Consider the following 23,481-nt stretch of genomic DNA (forward strand, 5'->3'; position numbering starts at 1 on the left):
ACCCGCGCGAGACACATACGGCTCATTCCCGTTCCTGTTTCGCGAAAGGCTTCCGCATGCCCATCGTCTCCGCCCACGTCGCCCACACCCTCGGCCGCCACCTCGATCACGTCTTCGGCGTGATGGGCAACGGCAATGCGTACTTCCTCGACGCCCTGCACCGGCACACCGATGCCGTCTTCACCGCGATGCGGCACGAGGCCGGCGGGGTCGTCGCCGCCGACGCGCACTATCGCGCGTCGGGTCGCATCGCCGCAGCCACCGCCACCTACGGCGCCGGCTTCACCAACACCCTGACCGCTCTTGCCGAGTCGGCGCAGGCGCGCATCCCCCTGCTGCTCGTGGTCGGCGACGAGCCCACCTCGGGCCCGCGCCCGTGGGGCGTCGACCAGGTCGCGCTCGCCTCGGCCGTGGGCGTGCGCACGTACACCGTCGGCGACCGCGACGCCTCGGCCACCGTGCTCATCGCGCTCGAGCACGCGCTGACGTATCGCGTCCCCGTCGTGCTGGCGATCCCCTACGACGTGGTCACCCGCGAGGCCGGGGAGCTGACGGATGCCGGGACGGTGACGATCCCCGCTCCCCTGGCCCCGCAGGGCCCCTCCGCGAGTGCCGCGCTCGACCGCATCGCCGATGCCCTTGCCGGAGCCGAGCGGCCGTTCCTGCTCGCCGGCCGCGGAGCCTGGCTCGCCGACGCCGGCCCCGCGCTCGGGCGCCTCGCCGAGACGACCGGGGCGATCACGGCATCCACCGCCCTCGGTCGGGGCATCTTCCCCGCATCCGAGCACGACCTCGGCGTCACGGGGGGCTTCGGCGCCGCGGGAGCGATGAAGCTCGTGCGCGAAGCCGACGTCGCCGTGGTCTTCGGCGCGGGGCTCAACCAGTTCACGATGCGCTTCGGCGAGCTCTTCGCCCCGGGCACCCAGGTCTTCCAGGTCGACGTGGCGACCACCGCGACCCACGCCCAGGTGGGGGGATTCGTGCGGGCGGATGCCGCGGTGGCGGCCGAGGAGATCACCAGCCGCCTGCGCTCCCGCGGCGCGGTGTCGTCGGGCTGGCGCGATCGCATCGACGTCGCCCCGCTGCGCGAGCAGGAGGCGGGCGAGGGACTCGCGCCGGATGGCCGACTCGACCCCCGCTCCGCCGCCGCACGGATCGGTGAGCTGCTGCCCGAGGACCGTGTCGTCGTCTCGGACGGCGGACACTTCCTCGGCTGGTCGAACATGTACTGGCCCGTCGCCTCCCCCGATCGCGTGATGATGGTCGGCACCGCGTACCAGTCGATCGGCCTCGGCTTCCCCTCGGTCGCGGGAGCGATCGCCGCCCGCCCCGACGCGACGGTCGTTCTCACCACCGGCGACGGCGGTGGCCTCATGGCGATCGCCGACCTCGAGAGCGCCGTGCGCACGGCCGCCGGCCGGGGCATCGCGGTGGTGTGGAACGACGCCGCCTACGGCGCCGAGATCAACCTCTACGGGCTGAAGGGTCTCGCCCGCGGGCCGATGCTCATCCCCGAGGTCGACTTCGCCGCCGTCGCACGCGGCTTCGGCGCCGAGGGAGTGGTCGTGCGCGAGGTCGCCGACCTCGAGGCGCTGGCCGAATGGACCCGCCGCGACCCCGCCGAACGGCCCTTCCTGCTGCTCGACCTGCGCATCAGCGGCACCGTGATCGCGCCGTATCAGCGCGAGATCATCACGGTGAACTCGTGAGCGAGCCCGCGGCGGGGGCCGGCCCCGTACCGGGCTTCGCGGGCACCGCCGGACACAGGCCCACGGGTGCTGCCGGCGCAGGGCACGACGCCTCGACCGCGTCCGCGACGGACACCCCGACCGACACCCTCGACGACCTCCGCACCGCCCTCGGCGACCGCCTCCTCACCGACGCGGACAGCCTCGCCGCCTACGCCGTCGACAGTTCGCGCCCGCAACCCGAGGGGCTGCCCCTCGCCGTCGTGCGGGCGACCTCGACCGGCGACGTGTCGACGGCTCTCGCGTGGGCGCACGCCCGCGGCATCCGGGTCTCCGTCCGCGGAGCCGGCACCGGACTCTCCGGCGGGGCCGTGGCGTACGCCGGCGGTCTGGTCGTCTCGCTCGAGGCGATGACCCGCATCGTCGACATCGACGTCGACAACCGTCTCGCCGATGTCGAGGCGGGCGTGATCACCGCGGACCTGGATGCCGCAGCCCTGGCCCACGGCCTGTTCTTCCCGCCCGACCCGGCGAGTGCGCAGTGGTCGACGATCGGCGGCAACATCGCCACGAACGCCGGCGGCCTGCGCTGCGTCGCGCACGGCGTCACGACCGATGTCGTCGCGGCGCTGGAAGTGGTGCTCGCCGACGGCCGTGTCCTGCGCACCGGCGCCCGCACGCGCAAGAACACCACCGGCTACGACCTCGCGAGCTTGTTCACCGGCTCCGAGGGCACCCTCGGAGTGATCACCGCGGCAACCGTGCGCCTCAAGCCCGTGCCGCCCGGGCAGCCGCGGACCTTCCGGGCGAGCTTCGACGACATCGAGGATGCCGGACGCGCGGTCACCGCGATCGTCTCGGGACCGGCCGCCCCTGAAGTGCTCGAGCTGATCGATGCGCGCAGCGTCGAGATCATCGAGGCGTTCCACCCGAGCGGCCTCCCCTCCCCCGGCGCCGCGATGCTCGTCGGCCAGACCGTGGGACTCGCCGCGCCCGAGACCGCGGAGGCCATCGCGGAGATCTGCCGGACGCACGGCGCAGTCGAGACCGAGATCAGCGATTCCGACAGCCTGCTCGAGGCCCGCCGCCTGGCGAACCCCGCGCTCACCGCGCAGGGATTGCGCGTCTCGTGCGACGTCGGCGTGCCGGTCGCGCAGCTCGCGACCGTGTTCCGCGGCATCGGTGAGCTGGCCGAGCGCCACGGCCGACGCATCGCCGTGGTCGCGCACGCGGGCGACGGCAACCTCCACCCCACGGTCGAAGCGGGAGACACCCCCGACGAGTACGCCGCGGCCGAGCTCGTGATCGACGACATCACGCGCCTCGCCCTCTCGCTCGGCGGGACCATCTCGGGCGAGCACGGCATCGGATCGGTCAAGCGCCACGAACTCCCCTGGCAGCAGGATGCCGTGGCTCTCGACGTGCAGCGGGCGATCAAGGCCGCGCTGGACCCGCGCGGCATCCTGACGCCCGACCGCTCGATCTGAGGTCCGGCCCGGGCTGGCGGTGCAGCGCGACTCGCTCACCCGCGCACGCGACTGTGCTGCGCGCGCACGATGGATGCCGGGCTCTGTCGCGTGCGGCGGCGCTCTTCGTACGCTCGCGTCATGCGTTCGATCCGGCAGCGACGACCCCTGGCGGAGCCGTCGGGCGTGGGCGCGGAGGGCCGGCGATGACGCTGGACCTGGCGGCCCACGGCGCCGCCCTCGTCTGCTCGGGGGTTGCTTCGTGCTGCGCGCGCTCCGGTCCCGCCGACGGGCGCCGGGAGCGGATCGTCGCGTCGATGTTGATGACCGCCGCGATGCTCGATGCTGCCGCTCTCCATCTCGCGGCGCCGATCGTCTGGGCGGCGGCCCTCCTCGCCGCCGCAATGGTCTCGAGCGTGACGCGACGGTGGCGCGCAGGGCGAGGCGGACACGGCGTCTATGTCCCGGCGGGCCTCGTGGTCATGGCCGCGCTGATCGCGTCGTCGATGCACGGCGACCCGTTCTCGACCGCCGCTGCGACGCACGCCCACAGCGGGCCGGCCCTGACCGGGATCTGCGCTGCTCTCGCGGTCGGGTACACCGCGGCATCCGCGTATCGGATGCGCCGAGGGTCGCCCACCGACCGCGCGCACCACGCCGCGATGGGCGGCTCGACGGCGCTGATGGCGCTGGGAGCTTTGCTGTGAGCGCCGGGCAGGCGCCGCGCAACGCCGAACGACCCCACCGCGCCGGAGCGCGACAGGGCCGTTCGATCGGGTCAGACCTTGGACAGCCCGCGGATCGGGCTCACCTCCTGCTCGGCCTCGTGATCAGGACCCAACGGGATGCCGCTGCGGTCGCGCAGCAGCAGCGTCGCGACGAGACCGAGCACGGCCATGATCGCCAGGTACACCGTGACCGACACGGTCGTCCCCGTCGCATCCACGAGCGCCGTCGCGATCGTCGGGGCGAACGCGCCGCCCAGGATCGCGCCGATGGCGTAGGCGATCGACACCCCCGAGAAGCGGATGGATGCCGGGAACAGCTCGGCGTACAGCGCCGCCTGGGGCCCGTAGGTCAGGCCGAGGCCGACGGTGAGCAGCATGAGGCCGACCGCCAGCAGCACGATGCTGCCGGAGTTGACCAGCGGGAACAGCGCCACGATCGCGACGAGCATCGAGATCCAGCCGATGATGTAGGTGTTGCGGCGCCCGATCTTGTCGCCGAGCCACCCGCCCAGCCACGTGAAGATCAGCCACGTCACAGCCGAGAGCGTCACGGCGCCGAGCACGTCAGCGGTCGCGAGCCCCAGGGGGCCGTCGGGGTTGGTCGCGTAGCGCTGGATGTAGCCGCCGGTGGTCATGTAGCCCACGGCGTTGTTGCCGGCGAAGACGAACGCGGCGATGATCACGAGCAGCGAGTGCTTGCGGAACAGCTGCACGATCGGCATCCGGGTCTGCTCCTTGCGCTCGGCGAGCTCGACGAACACCGGGCTCTCCTCGACCTTCTTGCGCACGTAGTAGCCGACCAGGATCAGCACGAACGACAGCAGGAACGGCACGCGCCAGCCCCACGCGAGGAAGGCGTCACCCGGGGCGATCAGCGCCATGAGCGCGAGCATGCCGCTCGCGAGCAGAAGACCGAGGGGCACGCCGAGCTGCGGCGAAGCGCCGAAGAGGCTGCGCTTGGTCTTCGGCGCATGCTCGACGGCCATGAGCACTGCGCCACCCCACTCGCCACCGGCCGAGATGCCCTGCAGCACGCGCAGGAGGATGAGCAGCACGGGGGCGGCGACGCCGATGACCTCATAGGTCGGCAGCACGCCGATGAGCGTGGTCGACGCGCCCATCATGATGAGCGTCAGCATGAGCACGACGCGACGACCGTATTTGTCGCCGAGGTGCCCGGCGAGGAAGGCCCCGAGCGGACGGAACAGGAAGCTCAGACCCACCGTGAGGAATGACAGGATCTGCGCGATCCCGGGGCCGGCGGGCGCGAAGAACAGCTGACCGAACACGAGACCGGCAGCCGAGGCGTACAGGAAGAAGTCGTACCACTCGACGGTGGTGCCGACGACCGTGGCGAAGACCACCCGACGGCGGTCCGTGGACGTGGAGATGGTGCCGGTGGGGGTGAACCCCGGCGATTGCGAGCGGGACATGGAACTCCTTCGAGACGTCATCGTCAGATCCCCGGACGTCGTCGTCGGCGACGAGGCGTGGTGTTGCTGGGGTGGGCAACATCGTATACGATTTCGAATACGACGCAAGGGAGCCTCCATGACCGACACCGACCCCCGGTTCACCGTCCTCGGCGCGCGCCCCGGCAAGATCGTGGCCGTCCACCTGTCGTACGGCTCGCGCGCCGATCAGCGCGGTCGCCGCCCGGCCGCCCCGTCGTACTTCTTCAAGCCGTCGAGCTCGCTCGCCCCCTCGGGCGCCGAGATCGTCCGCCCGGTCGGTACCGAGCTCCTCGCGTTCGAGGGGGAGATCGCGCTCGTCATCGGCGAGCCCGCGCGCTGGGTGACCCCGGATGCCGCGTGGTCGCACGTGGCATCCGTCACCGCCGCGAACGACTTCGGCCTGTACGACCTCCGCGCGAACGACAAGGGCTCGAATGTGCGGTCGAAGGGCGGCGACGGCTACACCCCGCTCGGCCCCGCGATGATCGACGCTCGCGAGGTCGATCCCACCGCCCTGCGCCTACGCACCTGGGTGAACGGCGACCTCGTCCAGGACGACACCACGGCGGGCCTCATCTTCCCGCTCGCCCAAATCGTCGCCGACCTCTCGCAGCACTTCACCCTCGAGACCGGCGACGTCATCCTCACCGGCACCCCCGCGGGTTCCTCGGTCGTGACGCCCGGTCAGGTCGTCGAGGTGCAGGTGGATGCCGGCTCCCTGACGACCGGCAGACTCCGCACGACGGTGGTCCAGGGCGACCAGCCCTTCGATCCCGCGATCGGATCCCTGCCGACGATCGACGAGACGCAGCGCATCGAGGCCTGGGGCTCGGCCGAAGCGGCCGCCACCGCTGCCTCGAGGACAGGCGATGTCACCGCAACAGGCGAGAACCCGACGGATGAGGCTGTTCCCGTCGCATCCCCTGTTCCGGTGACGGATGCCACGGCCCCGCGCCTCTCCCCCACGCTCCGCGACAAGCTCGAGCGCGTCCCGGTCGCCGCCCTCAGCGGTCAGCTCCGTAAGCGGGGCCTCAACGACGTCACGATCGACGGCGTCCACGCCCTCACCCCGGGCAGCCGTTTCGTCGGCACCGCCCGTACGCTGCGCTTCGTCCCCCACCGCGAAGACCTCTTCGCCTCCCACGGCGGCGGGCAGAACGCGCAGAAGCGGGCGTTCGACGCGGTCGGCGAGGGCGAGGTCATCGTCATCGAGGCCCGCGGCGAGACCGGTTCCGGCACGCTCGGCGACATCCTCGCCATCCGCGCCCACGCGCGGGGAGCCGCCGCGATCGTCACCGACGGCGGAGTGCGGGATGCCGAGGCCGTCGCCGCGGTCGGCATCCCCGTCTTCACCGCCGGCCCGCACCCGGCCGTCCTCGGGCGTCGCCACGTGCCGTGGGAGACCGACGTCGCCGTCGGCTGCGGCGGCACCACGGTCGAGCCGGGCGACATCCTCGTCGGCGACGGCGACGGCGTGATCGTGATCCCGCCCGCGATCGCCGAGGAGGTGGTCGACGCCGCGCTCGCGCAGGAGACCGAAGATGCGTGGATCGCCGAGCAGGTGGCATCCGGTCACCCGATCGAAGGACTGTTCCCGATGAACGCCGAATGGCGCGCCCGCTACGAGAGCGAGAGGAACGCGTGATGGCCCTTCGACAGGCTCAGGGACCTGACACCGAGCCCACGAAGAGCAAGTCGCAGCAGGCCTACCACTGGATCAAGCAGCGCATCGCCTCGCAGGAGTTCACGCCGGGCTACCGGCTCGTGCTCGGCACGATCGCGGGCGAACTCGACATGAGCGTGGTCCCGGTGCGCGAGGCGATCCGCCAGCTCGAGGCCGAGGGTCTGGTGATGTTCGAGCGCAACGTCGGCGCGCGCGTGTCGATGGTCGACGACACCGCCTACCGGTTCAGCATGCAGGCGCTCAGCCTGCTCGAGGGAGCCGCGACAGCCCTGTCGGCGCGCGCACTCACCGCCGACGACGTGCGGCGCGCGCGTTCGGTCAACGACCTCATGGTCGAGACGCTCGAGCACTTCGACCCGCGCGCGTTCACCGCGCTGAACCAGGAGTTCCACGCGATCCTCTTCGAGAAGTGCGCCAACCCCCGCATGCTCGAACTGGTCCAGGCCGAATGGGCCCGCCTCGGGCACCTGCGCGACTCGACGTTCAGCTTCGTCCCCGGCCGCGCCGCCGAGTCGGTGCGCGAGCACGAGAACATCCTCGTCCTCATCGAGAACGGCGCCCCGCTCGCCGAGATCGAGAAGGTCTCGCGCCGCCACCGCTCGGCCACCCTCGATGCCTACATGATCCACGAGCACCCCGACGAGGCGCTCGGCCTTCCCGCATTCTGACGATCCCGGATGCCGACACCCCGCGCCTCGAACGACGCCGACGTCGTGGATCGCGAGGTCCCCGGCATCCACCCCTCTTCACCGAAGGAGCCCGCATGACCACCCCGCTCACCACCTCCCGCCGGACCCCGGCCGACCTGCCCGAGCACATCCAGCACTACATCGGCGGATCGTTCGTCGACTCCGTCGACGGCGACACGTTCGACGTGCTCGACCCGGTGACGAACCAGACCTACCTGCGGGCGGCCGCGGGCAAGAAGGCCGATATCGACCTCGCGGTCGCCGCCGCCCGGAAGGCGTTCACCGAGGGCCCCTGGCCCCGGATGCTGCCGCGCGAGCGCTCGCGGGTGCTCCACCGCATCGCCGACATCGTCGAGTCGCGCGACGAGCGCCTCGCGGAGCTGGAGTCGTTCGACTCGGGGCTCCCGATCACGCAAGCCCTCGGTCAGGCCCGCCGCGCGGCCGAGAACTTCCGCTTCTTCGCCGACCTGATCGTGGCGCAGACCGACGACGCCTTCAAGGTGCCCGGACGTCAGCTCAACTACGTCAACCGCAAGCCGATCGGCGTCGCCGGCCTCATCACGCCGTGGAACACGCCGTTCATGCTCGAGTCCTGGAAGCTGGGACCGGCGCTCGCCACCGGCAACACGGTGGTGCTCAAGCCCGCGGAGTTCACGCCCCTCTCGGCATCCCTGTGGGCGGGCATCTTCGAGGAGGCGGGCCTGCCCGAGGGCGTGTTCAACCTCGTCAACGGCCTCGGCGAAGACGCCGGTGACGCGCTGGTGAAGCACCCCGACGTCCCGCTCATCTCCTTCACGGGCGAGAGCAGCACCGGGCAGCTCATCTTCGCCAATGCCGCCCCCTTCCTTAAGGGCCTGTCGATGGAGTTGGGCGGCAAGAGCCCCGCGATCGTCTTCGCGGATGCCGACCTGGACGCCGCGATCGACGCGACCATCTTCGGGGTGTTCTCCCTCAACGGCGAGCGCTGCACCGCGGGCAGCCGCATCCTCGTGCAGCGCGACGTGTACGACGCCTTCGTCGAGCGGTACGCGGCCCAGGCCGATCGCGTGAAGGTCGGGCCCCCCGACGACCCCGCGACCGAGGTCGGTGCGCTCGTGCACCCCGAGCACTACGCCAAGGTCATGTCGTACGTCGAGCTCGGCAAGACCGAAGGGCGCCTGGTCGCCGGTGGAGGCCGCCCCGAGGAGTTCCCGGAGGGGAACTTCGTGCGCCCGACCGTGTTCGCCGACGTCGCCCCCGATGCGCGGCTCTTCCAGGAGGAGATCTTCGGCCCCGTCGTGGCGATCACGCCGTTCGACACCGACGAAGAGGCCCTCGCGCTGGCCAACGACACCAAGTACGGCCTCGCCGCCTACGTGTGGACGAGCGATCTCAAGCGCGCCCATAACTTCGCGCAGAACGTCGAGGCGGGCATGGTGTGGCTCAACTCCAACAACGTCCGCGACCTGCGCACCCCCTTCGGCGGCGTGAAGGCTTCGGGCCTGGGGCACGAGGGCGGTTACCGCTCGATCGACTTCTACACCGACCAGCAGGCCGTGCACATCACGCTCGGCGGCGCCCACAACCCGACGTTCGGCAAGGCGCCGGCGCATTGATTCCGTGCCCGGGCGCCCCGCCGTCGCGCCGACCGGCGAGGTCACGCGATCCGCGCGAGACCACGCGATCCGCGCCCCTCACAGCGAGTCGCCTCGTCACGATCGCGTGATCTCACGGCGAGACCCGCCCTCCCGGCATCCGACACCCACCCCACGCAAGGACGCGACCCCATGACGAAGCACACCGAAGAACAGAAGACCTCCTCCGGGTTCTGGGTGACCCAGGAGGCCCCGATCGTCTCCGACGACCCGATCCCCACCCCGACGGCCCCCGCGCCCGACATCCTGCGCTGCGCGTACATGGAGCTCGTGGTCACCGACCTCGCGGCATCCCGTGTCTTCTACGTCGACATCCTCGGCCTGCACGTCACCGAAGAGGATGACGAGGCGATCTACCTCCGCTCGACCGAGGAGTTCATCCACCACAACCTGGTGCTCCGGAAGGGACCGGTCGCGGCCGTCGCGGCGTTCTCGTACCGCGTGCGCTCTGCGGAGGATCTCGACAAGGCCGTCGCTTTCTACACCGAGCTCGGCTGCGACGTCCGCCGCGAGCCGAACGGCTTCACGAAGGGCATCGGCGATTCGGTACGCGTGGTCGACCCCCTCGGCTTCCCGTACGAGTTCTTCTTCGACACCGAGCACCAGGAGCGTCTGTCGTGGCGCTACGACCTGCACTCCCCCGGCGAGTTGGTGCGCCTCGACCACTTCAACCAGATCACGCCCGACGTGCCGCGCGCGGTGAACTTCATGCAGGCGCTCGGCTTCCGCGTCACCGAGGACATCCAGGACGAAGAAGGCACCGTCTACGCCGCGTGGATGCGCCGCAAGCCCACCGTGCACGACACCGCCATGACCGGCGGCGACGGCCCCCGCATGCATCACGTGTGCTTCGCGACGCACGAGAAGCACAACATCCTCGCGATCTGCGACAAGCTCGGCGCCCTCCGCCGATCGGATGCCATCGAGCGCGGCCCCGGCCGCCACGGCGTCTCGAACGCGTTCTACCTGTACCTGCGCGACCCTGACGGGCACCGCGTCGAGGTGTACACGCAGGACTACTACACGGGCGACCCCGACAACCCCGTCATCACCTGGGACGTGCACGACAACCAGCGCCGCGACTGGTGGGGCAACCCGGTCGTGCCGTCCTGGTACACCGACGGCTCGCTCGTGCTCGACCTCGACGGCAACCCGCAGCCGGTGCGCTCCCGCACCGACGCGAGCGAGATGGCCGTGACCATCGGCGCCGACGGCTTCAGCTACACGCGCGCTCCCGAGGAGCGCGACGGGGAGTTCAAGCTGGGCAACCAGCTCTGAGCCGCAGCCGCAGCCGCAGCCGCGACCGCGCCCCAGCCCGCGCAACCGCCCCCATGTCCCAGTCGTGGCTGGTTAGGCACTCCTCAACCAGCTACATCCGGGACACGCTCCGCCAAAAGTGGGACATGCGCACAGCCGCAAGCCGTCCACCCACCCATGTCCCACTTATGGCGGGTTTGGCACCTCTCAATCAGCCATAAGTGGGACACGCTCCACCAGAAGTGGGACGAGGCTCGTGAAACCGACCAAGGAGACCCCATGCTCACCGACGCACAGATCGACGCCATCGCGGCCGAGCTCGCCGAGGCCGACCGCACCCACGCGGTGATCCCGCGGATCACGGCCCGGTATCCGGATGCCGTGGTGGAGGACTCCTACGCCATCCAGGGCCGCTGGCGCGATACGCAGATCGCCGCGGGCCGCACCCTCGTCGGGCGCAAGATCGGGCTGACGTCCAAGGCGATGCAGCAGGCGACGGGGATCACCGAGCCGGACTACGGCGTGATGTTCGACGACACCGTGTACCACTCGGGCGACGAGATCCCCGTCGCCCTGTTCTCGAACGTGCGCATCGAAGTGGAGCTCGCCTTCGTACTCAAGACCCCCCTCGAAGGCCCCGACTGCACGCTCGACGACGCCCTCGCCGCGATCAACTACGCCGTCCCGGCGCTCGAGGTGCTGAACTCGCACATCGAGCTCGAGGGCCGCACGATCGTCGACACGATCAGCGACAACGCCGCCTACGGCGCCATGGTGCTGGGTGACGTTCACAAGCGTCCCGAGGAGATCGACCTGCGGTGGGTCCCCGGGGTGCTGAGCCGCAACGGCGAGATCGAGGAGACCGGGGTCGCCGCGGGAGTCCTCGGCCACCCCGCGACCGGCGTTGCCTGGCTCGCCAACAAGTTCCACCAGCACGGCGCGCGCCTGGAGGCCGGCGAGATCATCCTGGCAGGATCGTTCACGCGCCCGATGTGGGTGTCGCAGGGCGACGACGTGCTGTGCGACTACGGACCGATGGGAACGATCTCGTGCCGCTTCGTCTGAGCCCCACCTTCCGGGCCGCCCTCGCGGCATCCGATCGTCCGCTCGCCGGCATGTGGGTGTGCTCCGGCAACGCCACCGTGACCGAGATCGCCGCGGGCTCGGGCCTCGATTGGTTGCTGCTCGACATGGAGCACTCCGCGATCTCGCTCGAGACCGTGCTCGTGCAGCTGCAGGTGGCCGCGGCCTACCCCGTGACCCCGGTGGTGCGCGTGCCGTGGAACGACCCCGTGCTCATCAAGCAGGTGCTCGACGCGGGCGCGCAGAACCTCATCGTGCCGATGATCTCGTCGGCCGACGAGGCCCGCGCCGCGGTCGCGGCCACGCGCTACCCGCCGCAGGGGATCCGCGGGGTCGGCAGCGCCCTCGCCCGCAGCGCCCGCTGGAACCGCGTCGACGGCTACCTCGCCACCGCCGCGCAGCACGTGTCGCTGACGGTGCAGATCGAGACGACCGCCGGTGTCGCCGCCGCGGCCGAGATCGCCGCCGTCGAGGGGGTGGATGCCGTCTTCGTCGGCCCCTCCGACCTGTCGGCCTCGATGGGACTCCTCGGGCAGCAGTCGCACCCCGACGTGGTCGCGGCGGTGCACGCGGTGTTCGCCGCCTGCCGGGATGCCGGAACCCCCGTCGGCGTCAACGCCTTCGACCCCGTCGTGGCCGAGGCGTATCTGGACGCGGGCGCGGATTTCGTCGCGGTCGGCGCCGACGTCGCCCTCCTCGCGCGGGCGTCGGAGGCGCTCGCGGCGCGGTTCGTCACCGAGCGGTCGACGCCGGGCCCGACGGGGCTGCGCGAGAGCTACTGAGGCGCGACCGGTCGCGCGCCGGAAACGTCAACGGGCCGGGCGATCGCTCGCCCGGCCCGTCGGAGTGTCGAGGGTCAGTCCTCGTCGTCGTCTTCCTCGTCGTCGTCATCGCCGATGATCTCGATGTCTTCCACCTCGAGGTCGGGCGTCAGCTGCACGTGCACCAGGGCATCGGGGAACGACGTCTGCCCGGCGAACACGACGATGATGGCATCGGCGAACACGCCTACGCCGATCGCCTCGAGATCGGTGCGGAGGTCGACGTCGGCGTCGAGCTCGCCGTCATCGAGCGCGTCTTCGATGTCGCTCGAGACCTCTTCGACGATCGCGCGCCAGCGCTCTTCGCCGACCGAGAGGATGTCCTTCAGACCGGTCATGATCGCGTCGAGGTCGGGCTCATCGTCCTCATCGAGCTCGGGATCGAGGTCGACCTCGACCTCGACGCCCGCGGCGTCGAGGTGACCCGCGCCGATGACGCTGTCTTCGTCGATCTGGGCGTCGTCGAGGAGGCCGCTCTCGGTGACGCGGCGGAGGAGGTCGTTCAGCACGGACTCAGTCATGTACAAACTCTGACACGTCCGGAGAGCTCTCGCCTCCCCCATTGCGGGCGCTGCTCCGTGTGTTCAACCGGCGGCAGGTCGTGGTTCACCGTTCGGCGGTGGTGAGGGGACGCCGGCGACACCGCCCGGGAGCACGTCGGGCGAGACCGTCAGGCCGACGCGCGCTCCGCCGCCTCGACGACGTTCGTCATGAGCAGGGCGACCGTCATCGGACCGACGCCCCCGGGGTTCGGCGAGACGAACCCGGCGACCTCGCTCACGTCGGGGTGCACGTCGCCGTAGACGCGGGACTTCCCCGTCTCGGGGTCGGTCTCGCGCGTGACGCCCACGTCGAGGACGGCAGCTCCCGGCTTGACGTCCTCCGCGCGCACGATGTGTTTCACGCCCGCCGCGGCGACGATTACGTCGGCCTGACGCAGGTGCGTGGCGAGGTCGGCGGTGCCGGTGTGCGTGAGGGTGACGGTCGCGTTGATCTCGCGCCGGGTCAGCAGCAGCCCGATCGAGCGGCCGATGGTCACGCCGCGGCCGACGACGACGACCTCCTTGCCCTTCAGGTCGTAGCCGCCTCGCAGCAGCAGCTCGATGACCCCGCGCGGCGTGCACGGCAGGGGCGTGTGGATCGGCGCGTTGACGTTGAGCACCAGACGACCGAGGTTCGTGGGGTGCAGGCCGTCGGCATCCTTCGCCGGATCGATGCGCTCGAGGATCGCGTCGGTGTCGATGTGCTTCGGCAACGGCAGCTGCACGATGTAGCCGTGGCAGGCGGGGTCGGCGTTGAGCCGGTCGATGACGGCCTCGACTTCCTCCTGCGTGGCCTCGGCGGGCAGCTCGACCTGGATCGAGTTCATGCCGATCGCCTCGGACTGCTTGTGCTTCATGCCGACGTACAGCTGCGAGGCCGGGTCGGCGCCCACGAGCACGGTCGCGATTCCCGGCACGATGCCCCGCTCGCGCAGAGCCGCGACGCGCTCGGTGAGCTCCGCCTTGATCGCCGCCGAGGCGGCCTTTCCGTCGAGAATCGTCGCCGTCATGGCATCCCTCGTTCTGTTCGTGTCGTTCGTGTGTGACGTGTCGCGGCGTTGTCGTCGTCCCGGGCCGCGCGCCTGTTTCCTGAGTGCCCGCCTCGCCCGCGATAAACGCGTGCAGCACCGGCAAACGCTCGCAGCGAGCGTTTCCGGGTGCAGCGGGCGTTTATCGGGGTGGCCGAGAGCGGACCGACGTGTCCGGGCCCGGGAGAACGCGTGCAGCGGGCTCCGCGCGCCGCACGCGACGGCGAGGGGCCGGATGCCGGGACGGGACCGCCGCGAAACGATCCCGCCCCGGCTGGGGCTCACTGCTGCAGGTCGGGGTACAGCGGGAAGGCCTCGGTCAGCGTCGCCACGCGCGCGCGGAGAGCCTCGACGTCGGCACCGGGGATCAGCGCGAGCGCAATGATGTCGGCCACCTCGGTGAACTCCGCGTCGCCGAAACCGCGGGTCGCGAGCGCCGGGGTGCCGATGCGCAGGCCCGAGGTCACCATCGGCGGACGCGGGTCGTTCGGCACGGCGTTACGGTTCACGGTGATGTGGATGTCGTGCAGGAGGTCTTCGGCCTGCTTGCCGTCGATCTCGGCCTCGCGGAGGTCCACGAGCACGAGGTGCACGTCGGTGCCGCCCGAGCGCACGGCGATGCCGGCGTTCTTGACGTCGTCCTGCGTGAGGCGGTCGGCAAGGATCGCCGCTCCGCGGAGCGTGCGCTCCTGACGTTCCTTGAACTCGGGCGTCATCGCGAGCTTGAAGGCCGTCGCCTTCGCCGCGATGACGTGCATGAGCGGGCCGCCCTGCTGCCCGGGGAAGACCGCGGTGTTGATCTTCTTCGCGATGTCGGCGTCGTTGGTGAGGATCAGGCCCGAGCGGGGGCCGCCGATCGTCTTGTGCACGGTGGTGGAGACGACGTGCGCGTGCGGGATCGGGCTCGGGTGCACGCCCGCGGCCACGAGACCGGCGAAGTGCGCCATGTCGACCCAGAGGAGGGCGCCCACCTCGTCGGCGATCGCGCGGAACGCTTCGAAATCGAGCTGACGCGGGTAGGCCGACCAGCCGGCGATGATGACCTTCGGCTTGTGCTCGACGGCGAGACGGCGCACCTCGTCCATGTCGATGACGCTGGTCTCGGGGTCGACGCCGTACGCGACGATGTCGTAGAGACGGCCCGAGAAGTTGATCTTCATGCCGTGCGTCAGGTGGCCGCCCTGGTCGAGGGCGAGACCGAGCAGCGTGTCGCCGGGGCGCGCGATCGCGTGCAGCACCGCAGCGTTGGCGGAGGCGCCGGAGTGCGGCTGGACGTTGGCGAACTCGGCGCCGAACAGCTGCTTGGCGCGCTCGATCGCGAGCGACTCGGCGACGTCGACCTCTTCGCAGCCGCCGTAGTAGCGGCGTCCGGGGTAGCCCTCGGCGTACTTGTTGGTCAGCACCGAGCCCTGCGACTGCAGCACCGAGACGGGCACGAAGTTCTCTGACGCGATCATCTCGAGGAACCCGCGCTGGCGGTTCAGCTCGCGCTCGAGGACCTCGGCGATCTCGGGGTCGACCTCCGAGAGAGGGGCGTTGAAGTACGGATCGGTCATGCGATCTCCTTGACGATGGTTCCGGATGCCGCGGGCTCGGGCGAGTCCGCGTGAATACCGCATCGACCCAGGCGTGCGGTCGAATACCGTCAAGCGGTCGCTCCCCGGTGGTGTCCCACCTCAACGCCAGTCGCGACGGTGCCACTGTATCGCGTATCACGTGCGCGTCCTCGCGTGACCCGGCATCCACCGTTGCTCCACAGGTTCCTCTCGACGCGGAGGGGGCTGAGCTCGTCGAAGCCGCCACGGCCCGCGTCAGCCCGATCCGCCGCAGAGGTGGCTGAGCTCGTCGGAGCCACCGGGGCCTCTACGGGTCCCGGTCACTTCGACAGGCTCAGGGACCTCGGTTGCGGCGCGATCGGCTCGACGGTGAGCGATCCCGGATGCCGAGCCCGCGGGCCCGCGTAAAATGGCGGGGTGACCGACTCCCCCAACGTCCGCGCGCAGGCGCCCCTCGCTCCCGGTATGCGCCCGCGGCCGACGGCGGTCGAGATCGGCAGCGTCGTCTGCGGCCTCTTCGCCTTCGTGACGCTCGCCATCTGGGGCTTCACCGCGTGGCCGCTGCCGTGGAACATCGTGGCCGGCATCGGCGCCCCGGCCCTGGCCGTGATCGTCTGGGCCCTGTTCGTCTCACCCCGCGCGGTGCTCGCCGTGCACCCCTTCGTGCGCGCCATCGTCGAGCTGTTCGTCTACGCCGCGGCCACTGTGGCCTGGTGGAGCATGGGCCAGGCCTGGATCGGCCTCGGTTTCGCCATCGTCGCCGTCGTCTTCGGCGCCCTGAACGGCCGCCGGCGCCTGGCATGACCGACGAGACGGCGCACCTCACGCCGTCGCAGCGCGCGGGTGACGACGTCCTCGCGCTGCTCCGGGCCGAACTCGGCGCGCGCGTCGACACCGCCCCCGCCGCCCTCGAGGCGGCTCGCGCCGACAAATCGGGCCACGCGGCCGAGGGCCTCCCCCTCGCGGTGGTGCACGCGGCATCCGTCGCCGACGTCCAGGCCGTCATGCGCATCGCCACCGCCACGCGCACGCCCGTCGTGCCGCGCGGAGCGGGGACGGGACTCGCGGGCGGCGCCAACACCGGCGGCGGTGAGATCAGCCTGTCGGTGCGCGCGATGGACCGCGTGCTCGAGGTGCGCCCCGACGATCTGCTGGCCGTCGTCGAACCCGGCATCCTGAACGCCGACCTCAACACCCACCTCGAATCTCACGGAGTCTGGTGGGCCCCCGACCCCGCGAGCCGGGCCATCTCCACCGTCGGCGGCAACATCGCCACCGGTGCCGGCGGCCTGCTGTGCGCGAAGTACGGCGTGGTGCGCGACGCGGTGCTCGGCGTCGACCTCGTGCTCGCCGACGGCCGCCTCCTCCACCTCGGCCACCGCAGCGTGAAGGGGGTGACCGGCCTCGACCTCACCTCGCTCGTGATCGGATCCGAGGGCACGCTCGGCGTGGTGGTGGGCGCGACCCTCAAGCTCCGCCGCCTCGTCGAGGGCGAGCGCGTGACCCTGACGGCCCTGTTCGACGGCGTGCGCCCCGCCGCCGTCGCCTGCGCCTCGGTAACGGCATCCGGGGTGCAGCCCGCGATCATGGAGCTGATGGATGCCACGAGCCTCGCCGCCGTGCACCGCCTGCTCTCACTGCCCACCCCTCCCGCGGGCGCGGCGCAGGTGACGATCCAGACCGACGGCCCCGTCGCGGTCGATGAAGCACGGGCCATCGCCGCGGTGCTGGAGGCCGCGGGAGGACGTGTGTCGGTCGCGGCCGACGCGGCCGAGGGCGAGGAGCTGCTCGCGGTGCGGCGGGCCATGCACCCGGCGATGGAGACGCTCGGCACCCCCCTCATCGAGGACGTGTCGGTCCCCCGCAGCGCGCTTCCCGACATGTTCGACGAGATCGCCCGCATCGAACGGCAGTACGGCCTCGTCATCCCCGCCGTCGCCCACGCGGGCGACGGCAACCTGCATCCGAATTTCGTCTTCGAGGGGCCCGAGGTCCCCCCGGTGGTGTGGGAGGCGGCGGAGGAGCTGTTCCGCGCGGCGCTCGCGCTCGGCGGCACGCTCACCGGTGAGCACGGCATCGGCGTGCTCAAGCGACGCTGGCTCGCCGAGGAGTTGGGCGACGATCAGTGGGCCCTGCAACGAGACATCGCCCGCGTCTTCGACCCCCTCGGCATCCTGAACCCCGGCAAGGTGTTCGCTCCCTGAGTCGCGCTTCCCGGCCGGCACGGCCGCGTCGCGCCACGGGCGTGATCAGACCGTGATATTGCTCAGGGCAGACGCGCAGTGTGCGCCTCTACCATGGGAAGACTGACTTCCGGGGGGTTTGACTATGACCGACGGCGCACCTGGCACCGACGGCGCGACGTACGCCTGGGCTCCCGCCGAGCCCCAGCCGCGCAAGAACCGCTCCGGCCTGTGGATCGGCATCCCCGCCGGTGCCACGGCCGTGGCCCTCATCGCCGCGTCGCTCGTGCTGATCGCCCCCGGGGCCTCGGTCGCCGGCGTGCAGATCGGCGGTCTCACGGCCGGCGCTGCGGCGCAGGCCATCGAGTCGCGCCTGGCGCAGACGGCCGTCACGGTCGAGAGCCCCGCGGGTGAGGTCGTCGTGACCGGTGCCGACCTCGGCGCGACCGTCGACGCGGCAGCCCTCGCCGACAAGGCCTTCGCCGACAACCCGATGTGGAAGCCCTCGTCGTGGTTCCCGCAGGGGACGGGCGTGTCCGTCCAGATCGACGAGGCCGAGGCCGCCGCAGCTCTCCGCGACAAGGCCCCCGGCGCGTACCGCGCTCCCGTCGACGCGACCGTCGCGTACGACGCCGGGTCGCAGGCCTACGTGACCACCCCCGCCGAGGCCGGCGAGGGCATCGATGTCACCGCCGTCACCGCGGCGCTGCAGTCGGCATTCGACGCCGGCACCGCCGCGACCACCGTCGAGGCCTCGCTCGTGCCCGTCGACGCCCCCGTCTCCACCGACGAGGCCGCAGCCGCGGTCGGCACGCTCAACGGCATCCTCGATTCGGCCGGCTTCTACGTCGGCGACGAGCGCACCGTCACCGTCGACCGCGCCACCGCCGCCTCGTGGCTCACCGTCACCCCCGACGGCAAGGGCGCGTTCGCGATCTCGGCCGACGAGGCCGCGATACAGGATGCGGTCGCCGGGCTCCCCGCCGCGGTCGATCGCGGGGCGATCAACGCCGACGTGATCGTCGACACCGGCGGCGAGGTCATCCACACCAACACCGAGGGCCAGACCGGACGCTCGCTCGGCGACACCGCCGGCATCGCCGCGGCCTTCGCCACGCAGCTCGCCGAGGGCAACGGGCGGTACGCCCTGACCGTGGCCGAGACGCCTTTCGAGACGACGAAGACCGAGCGCCGTATCGACGTCAACCTCAGCACGCAGACCACGACGCTCTGGCAGAACGGGCAGGTGTACCGCACTTACACGATCTCGTCGGGCGCGGGCGACCACGCCACCCACACCGGCGAGTTCCGCATCGGCTGGAAGACGGCCATGCAGGACATGGGCTGCGTCCCCGGCTACGACTACTGCACGAAGGACGTCCCCTGGGTCGCCTACTTCAACGGCGACGAGGGCTTCCACGGCACCTACTGGCACAACAACTTCGGTACGCCGATGAGCCACGGCTGCATCAACATGACCATCCCGCAGGCCAAGGAGCTCTACGACTGGGCCTACCGCGGCACCGAGGTGTCGGTCCACTACTGAGCCCGGATCCCGTTTCGAGGGGCGGGTGCCGGATGGCATCCGCCCCTCGTCCCGTTTCGGAGCCCCTCCCTCGAGTGGGCGTGCGACACCCCGTCCGCGCACGCGGGCGTGACATCGCGCGGGCCGTCCCCGTGGGCGCGACGCACCGCGGGAGTTCCCCTCCTCGGCCGGCCCTTCCGCCCCGGGATCGGGTCCCTCTCGCGCACAACTCCTGCGCTACGGCTCGGCCGAGTGTTCATCGACAGCGGAAGCGGCGGCTCTGCAGGAGCTGTGCACGCCGACCCGGACCGACGGATCGGCCCAGCGGACGATCTCGGGGCGGGGCGACGACGAAAGAGGGGCGGATGCCGATGGCATCCGCCCCTCTCGGGATCAGGCGATCAACGCAGCGCGTCGATGACCGCGTTCAGCGTGGCCGAGGGGCGCATGACCTTCTCGACGAGCGCGGTGTCGGGGCGGTAGTAGCCGCCGATCTCGGCGTGGTGGCCCTGGACCGCGTTGAGCTCGGACACGATGGTCTGCTCCTCCGCCTCCAGCTTCTCGGCGACCGGAGCGAAGACGGCGGCCAGGTCGGCATCCGTGGTCTGCTTCGCCAGCTCCTGCGCCCAGTACAGCGCGAGGTAGAAGTGGCTGCCGCGGTTGTCGATCGTGCCGAGCGCACGGCCCGGCGACTTGTCGTTCTCGAGGAACGTGCCGGTCGCGGCATCCAGCGTCTGTGCGAGCACGCGGGCGCGGTCGTTGCCCGTCGTGTCGGCGAGGTGCTCGAGCGAGGCCGCGAGGGCGAAGAACTCACCCAGCGAGTCCCATCGGAGGTAGTCCTCCTCGACGAGCTGCTGCACGTGCTTGGGGGCGGAGCCACCGGCACCGGTCTCGAACAGGCCACCGCCCGCGAGCAGCGGCACGATCGAGAGCATCTTGGCGCTCGTGCCCACCTCGAGGATCGGGAACAGGTCGGTGAGGTAGTCGCGCAGCACGTTGCCCGTGACCGAGATCGTGTCCTCACCGCGACGGATGCGCTCGAGCGAATACCGCGTGGCCTCGGCCGGAGCCAGGATCTCGATGGTGAGGCCCTCGGTGTCGTGGTCGGCGAGGTACTCGTGCACCTTGACGATGAGGTTGCGATCGTGCGCGCGGGTCTCGTCGAGCCAGAACACGGCCGGAACGCCGGTCGCGCGGGCGCGCGTGACGGCGAGCTTCACCCAGTCGCGGACGGCCACGTCTTTGGTCTGCGTCGCGCGCCAGATGTCGCCCGTGCTCACCTCGTGCTCGAGCAGCACGTCGCCGTTCGAGGCGACGACCTGCACGCGGCCCGGGGCCGGGATCTCGAAGGTCTTGTCGTGGCTGCCGTACTCCTCGGCGGCCTGCGCCATGAGACCGACGTTCGGTACCGAGCCGATGGTCGCCGGGTCGAGCGGACCGTTGGCGATGACGTCCTCGATGGTCGCCTGGTAGACACCGGCGTACGAGGAGTCCGGGATGACGGCGAGGGTGTCGTCTTCTCCCCCGTCGGCGCCCCACAGCTTGCCGCCGTTGCGGATGAGCGCGGGCATCGAGGCGTCGACGATGACGTCGGAGGGCACGTGCAGGTTGGTGATGCCCTTGTCGCTGTTCACGTAAGAGAGACGGGGGCCGTTCTCGAGACCGGCGCGGATCTCGGCCGTGATGGCCTCGCCGCCCTCGACGTTCGCCAGACCCGCGAGGATCGAGCCGAGGCCGTCGTTCGGGGTGAGCCCGGCGGCCGCGAGGGCGTCGCCGTGACGGTCGAAGACGCCGGCGAAGAAGGCCTTGACGACGTGACCGAAGATGATCGGGTCGCTGACCTTCATCATCGTGGCCTTGAGGTGCACCGAGTAGAGCACGTCGTCGGCCTTGGCCTCGGCCAGCGTGTCGGCGAGGAACGCGTCGAGGGCCGCGGCCGAGAGGAACGTGGCATCCACGATCTCGCCCTGGAGGACCTTGAGGCCGTCCTTGAGGGTCTTCGTGGTGCCGTCGGCCGAGACGTGCTGGATGGTGAGCACGTCGTCGTCGGCGATGACGACCGACTTCTCGTTCGAGCGGAAGTCGTCGTGGCCGAGGGTCGCGACGCGGGTCTTCGAGCCCTCGCCGAACGCCTTGTTGCGGTGCGGGTGCTTCTTGGCGTAGTTCTTCACCGCCAGGGGCGCGCGGCGGTCGCTGTTGCCCTCGCGCAGCACGGGGTTCACGGCCGAGCCCTTGATGCGGTCGTACCGGGCGCGGACGTCCTTCTCCTCGACGCTCGACGCCTCGTCGGGATAGTCGGGGATGTCGTAGCCCTGCGCCTGCAGCTCGGCGATCGCCGCCTTGAGCTGCGGGATGGATGCCGAGATGTTCGGCAGCTTGATGATGTTCGCCTCGGGCAGCGTGGCGAGACCGCCGAGCTCGGCGAGGGCGTCGCCCACCTGCTGCTCGGGGGTGAGGCGCTGCGGGAAGGCCGCGAGGATGCGGCCGGCGAGCGAGATGTCGCGGGTCTCGACGTCGACGCCCGCCTGCTTCGTGACGGCCTGCACGATGGGCAGGAACGACGCGGTGGCGAGAGCCGGCGCCTCGTCGGTGTACGTGTAGATGATGGTGGAATCGGGCACGTCAGATCTCTCCGTAGAGGCGGCCAGGGTTGCGAACCAGCCTATCGCACCAGGGCAAAGTCTCTTGATGTCGAGATAGTTCCGCTCGGCGCCCCTCCGTCTTGTCGACCCCGTTCAGGCGCGGATGCCGTGCTCCCGGGCCGTCTTCGGATGCGCCAGGGTGTCGCGAGGAAGGTCGGCGACGCGCATCCACCCCGGCCCCTCGATCCGGGTGCCGTTCGCGACGAGACCGTCGATCGCGGCATCCACCTCACGGGAGATCTCGTCGGCGAGCTGACTGCCGACCACCATCGACACGATGACACGGCACGTCTCCCCCTCGACACGCGCCGTCACGACGACCACGGCCTTCAGGGAGAACGGCCCGATGCGTGTCGTGAACAGCGACAACCCCGTGTTGTCGAGCAGCGCCTCGCTGACGATGTCGCCGCGTTCCCACACCCAGAGGCTCTCGCCCGTCGCCCCCGGATCGGCGGAGCTCGTGCGTTCCGGCGCCGGGCGCAGGTGCGTCCGCGCCAGAGCGGCCGACACCGCGTCGACCGTGGCGCCCTGCGCCTCTCGCGCCACCTGGAGGACGCACGCGCGGGCGATCCTCCACCGACCTGCCGGTCCGTCTTCGGCGCGGGGAGGGCGCGCGGGCGGCGGGGTGGCGGCATCCATCCATCCACCCTACGGCGGGTGTCCCGGGCGGGCCGGCGGGCGGGCGGGGGCGCGAAAGCCGTGACAGCGAACGCATGCGGTGGCATGCGATCTTTGGGCCGGGACGACGGTGCCGCTAGCCTGGGCGCATGGCTGACCTGCGTCTCGTCGAACTGTCCGCCGCCACGATCGTGGCCGTGAACAACCTCTCGCTCAAGCCCGGCCAAGAGCAGTTCCTGGCACCGGTCAGCTACGGCATCGCCGCGACCGTGATGAACCCGTCCACCTCATGGCAGCGCGTGGTGCTCGACGGCGACGAGGTCGTCGGATTCGTCAGCGCCAACTTCGACGGCGAGGCGCACGAGGAGCACTTCCGTTCCGTCCTATGGCGCATCAACGTCGACGCCGACGACCAGGGCCGCGGTGTGGGCAGCTACGCCCTCGGGCAGCTCCTCGAAGAGGCGCGCCGTCGCGGCATGGACCACGTCGACGTCATCTACGAACCCGGCGTCGGCGGCCCCGAGGCCTTCTTCCAGCGGGTGGGTTTCGAGCCCGTCGACGAGACGGAGTACGGCGAGGTCATCGCGCGCGTTCGCGTGTGAGGCGAACCACCTCTGCTTTCCGGGTGAGGTTCTAGCCTCCGGGCGCACGGAGGACCCGCTTCCTCATACCGTGTCCCCGTGTCGGAACCGTGGTTCTCCATCCCCTTCCGGGTCGCGCTCGCGGTCTACAGCCTCGTTCAGCTGGGCTCGACTCCGCACTGGTGGAAAATCGCCACAACGGCCATTCTGCTTTCCGCTACCGTGACGTCCGTCTCGCGGGGCGTCCTCGACACACGGGCTCGCCGCCGCGGGACGTCTGACTGACGACGGATGCCACGCGC

Annotated in this window: 19 protein-coding genes and 1 riboswitch; of the genes, 13 read left to right on the forward strand and 6 right to left on the reverse strand. The window is 70.9% G+C overall.

The window, feature by feature from the left end; all coding sequences use genetic code 11:
- Positions 1-56 precede the first annotated feature (56 nt).
- The 3 genes from ACFZA2_RS03245 to ACFZA2_RS03255 all read left to right on the forward strand — a co-directional run bounded on the left by ACFZA2_RS03245 (position 57) and on the right by ACFZA2_RS03255 (position 3,861).
- The gene (locus ACFZA2_RS03245) at positions 57-1,709 is read left to right on the forward strand and encodes a thiamine pyrophosphate-binding protein (protein WP_391400540.1); all 1,653 of its coding nucleotides are present in this window, start codon (positions 57-59) and stop codon (positions 1,707-1,709) included.
- On the forward strand, positions 1,706-3,175 hold the full coding sequence (locus tag ACFZA2_RS03250; protein WP_391400543.1) for an FAD-binding oxidoreductase: 1,470 nt from the start codon (positions 1,706-1,708) through the stop codon (positions 3,173-3,175). The genes ACFZA2_RS03245 and ACFZA2_RS03250 overlap by 4 nt, the downstream gene beginning before the upstream one ends.
- A gap of 185 nt (positions 3,176-3,360) precedes the next feature.
- Positions 3,361-3,861 carry a hypothetical protein gene (locus tag ACFZA2_RS03255; protein WP_391400546.1) on the forward strand — a complete coding sequence of 167 codons (501 nt, stop codon included), beginning with the start codon at positions 3,361-3,363 and terminating at the stop codon, positions 3,859-3,861.
- Between the two features lie 71 nt (positions 3,862-3,932).
- On the opposite strand, the gene ACFZA2_RS03260 is transcribed toward ACFZA2_RS03255, so the two are convergent.
- Complete coding sequence (locus ACFZA2_RS03260; protein ID WP_391400549.1) at positions 3,933-5,315, reverse strand: MFS transporter; 1,383 nt, start codon at positions 5,313-5,315, stop codon at positions 3,933-3,935.
- Positions 5,316-5,433: 118 nt separating this feature from the next.
- On the opposite strand from ACFZA2_RS03260, the gene ACFZA2_RS03265 reads away from it, so the two are divergent.
- The 6 genes from ACFZA2_RS03265 (at position 5,434) to ACFZA2_RS03290 (ending at position 12,465) form a co-directional block, all read left to right on the forward strand.
- Positions 5,434-6,981 (forward strand): fumarylacetoacetate hydrolase family protein, encoded by a 1,548-nt coding sequence (locus tag ACFZA2_RS03265; RefSeq protein ID WP_391400552.1) that lies wholly within the window; start codon positions 5,434-5,436, stop codon positions 6,979-6,981.
- Entirely contained in the window at positions 6,981-7,688 is a 708-nt protein-coding gene (locus ACFZA2_RS03270) for a GntR family transcriptional regulator (protein ID WP_391400555.1), read from the forward strand. Before ACFZA2_RS03265 ends, ACFZA2_RS03270 begins: the two co-directional genes overlap by 1 nt.
- Before the next feature lie 95 nt (positions 7,689-7,783).
- Positions 7,784-9,304 (forward strand): 5-carboxymethyl-2-hydroxymuconate semialdehyde dehydrogenase, encoded by a 1,521-nt coding sequence (gene hpaE / locus ACFZA2_RS03275; protein WP_391400558.1) that lies wholly within the window; start codon positions 7,784-7,786, stop codon positions 9,302-9,304.
- Between the two features lie 171 nt (positions 9,305-9,475).
- On the forward strand, positions 9,476-10,621 hold the full coding sequence (gene hpaD, locus ACFZA2_RS03280; RefSeq protein WP_391400561.1) for a 3,4-dihydroxyphenylacetate 2,3-dioxygenase: 1,146 nt from the start codon (positions 9,476-9,478) through the stop codon (positions 10,619-10,621).
- A 258-nt stretch (positions 10,622-10,879) separates the two neighbouring features.
- Positions 10,880-11,665 carry a fumarylacetoacetate hydrolase family protein gene (locus ACFZA2_RS03285; protein ID WP_391400563.1) on the forward strand — a complete coding sequence of 262 codons (786 nt, stop codon included), beginning with the start codon at positions 10,880-10,882 and terminating at the stop codon, positions 11,663-11,665.
- Positions 11,650-12,465: an HpcH/HpaI aldolase/citrate lyase family protein gene (locus tag ACFZA2_RS03290; RefSeq protein WP_391400566.1), complete on the forward strand. Its 816-nt coding sequence runs from the start codon at positions 11,650-11,652 to the stop codon at positions 12,463-12,465. The genes ACFZA2_RS03285 and ACFZA2_RS03290 overlap by 16 nt, the downstream gene beginning before the upstream one ends.
- A gap of 74 nt (positions 12,466-12,539) precedes the next feature.
- Here the strand turns inward: ACFZA2_RS03290 and ACFZA2_RS03295 are convergent, their stop codons facing one another.
- The 3 genes from ACFZA2_RS03295 to glyA form a co-directional block, all read right to left on the reverse strand.
- On the reverse strand, positions 12,540-13,025 hold the full coding sequence (locus tag ACFZA2_RS03295) for a cytochrome C5 (RefSeq protein ID WP_391400569.1): 486 nt from the start codon (positions 13,023-13,025) through the stop codon (positions 12,540-12,542).
- A 149-nt stretch (positions 13,026-13,174) separates the two neighbouring features.
- Positions 13,175-14,056 (reverse strand): bifunctional methylenetetrahydrofolate dehydrogenase/methenyltetrahydrofolate cyclohydrolase, encoded by an 882-nt coding sequence (locus ACFZA2_RS03300; protein ID WP_391400572.1) that lies wholly within the window; start codon positions 14,054-14,056, stop codon positions 13,175-13,177.
- 299 nt (positions 14,057-14,355) lie between these two features.
- Positions 14,356-15,630 (reverse strand): serine hydroxymethyltransferase, encoded by a 1,275-nt coding sequence (glyA, locus tag ACFZA2_RS03305; protein WP_391400575.1) that lies wholly within the window; start codon positions 15,628-15,630, stop codon positions 14,356-14,358.
- Between the two features lie 58 nt (positions 15,631-15,688).
- Positions 15,689-15,774: riboswitch (ZMP/ZTP riboswitch) on the reverse strand.
- Positions 15,775-16,047: 273 nt separating this feature from the next.
- Between glyA and ACFZA2_RS03310 the strand changes: the two genes are divergently transcribed.
- The 3 genes from ACFZA2_RS03310 (at position 16,048) to ACFZA2_RS03320 (ending at position 19,359) form a co-directional block, all read left to right on the forward strand.
- A complete protein-coding gene (locus tag ACFZA2_RS03310; protein ID WP_315993412.1) occupies positions 16,048-16,434 on the forward strand; it encodes a YrdB family protein in 387 nt (128 codons plus the stop codon).
- Positions 16,431-17,834, forward strand: a complete 1,404-nt coding sequence (locus ACFZA2_RS03315; protein ID WP_391400579.1) for an FAD-binding oxidoreductase — start codon at positions 16,431-16,433, stop codon at positions 17,832-17,834. Before ACFZA2_RS03310 ends, ACFZA2_RS03315 begins: the two co-directional genes overlap by 4 nt.
- Before the next feature lie 124 nt (positions 17,835-17,958).
- Complete coding sequence (locus ACFZA2_RS03320) at positions 17,959-19,359, forward strand: L,D-transpeptidase family protein (RefSeq protein ID WP_315993414.1); 1,401 nt, start codon at positions 17,959-17,961, stop codon at positions 19,357-19,359.
- A 380-nt stretch (positions 19,360-19,739) separates the two neighbouring features.
- Here the strand turns inward: ACFZA2_RS03320 and ACFZA2_RS03325 are convergent, their stop codons facing one another.
- Positions 19,740-21,959 (reverse strand): NADP-dependent isocitrate dehydrogenase, encoded by a 2,220-nt coding sequence (locus tag ACFZA2_RS03325; RefSeq protein WP_391400583.1) that lies wholly within the window; start codon positions 21,957-21,959, stop codon positions 19,740-19,742.
- A 114-nt stretch (positions 21,960-22,073) separates the two neighbouring features.
- Positions 22,074-22,619: a hypothetical protein gene (locus tag ACFZA2_RS03330; RefSeq protein WP_391400585.1), complete on the reverse strand. Its 546-nt coding sequence runs from the start codon at positions 22,617-22,619 to the stop codon at positions 22,074-22,076.
- A gap of 128 nt (positions 22,620-22,747) precedes the next feature.
- On the opposite strand from ACFZA2_RS03330, the gene ACFZA2_RS03335 reads away from it, so the two are divergent.
- On the forward strand, positions 22,748-23,200 hold the full coding sequence (locus ACFZA2_RS03335; protein ID WP_391400588.1) for a GNAT family N-acetyltransferase: 453 nt from the start codon (positions 22,748-22,750) through the stop codon (positions 23,198-23,200).
- Positions 23,201-23,481 lie beyond the last annotated feature (281 nt).

Origin of the sequence: Microbacterium sp. NPDC007973 (assembly GCF_042958465.1) — a bacterium.
In the GTDB taxonomy this organism is placed as follows: domain Bacteria; phylum Actinomycetota; class Actinomycetes; order Actinomycetales; family Microbacteriaceae; genus Microbacterium; species Microbacterium galbum.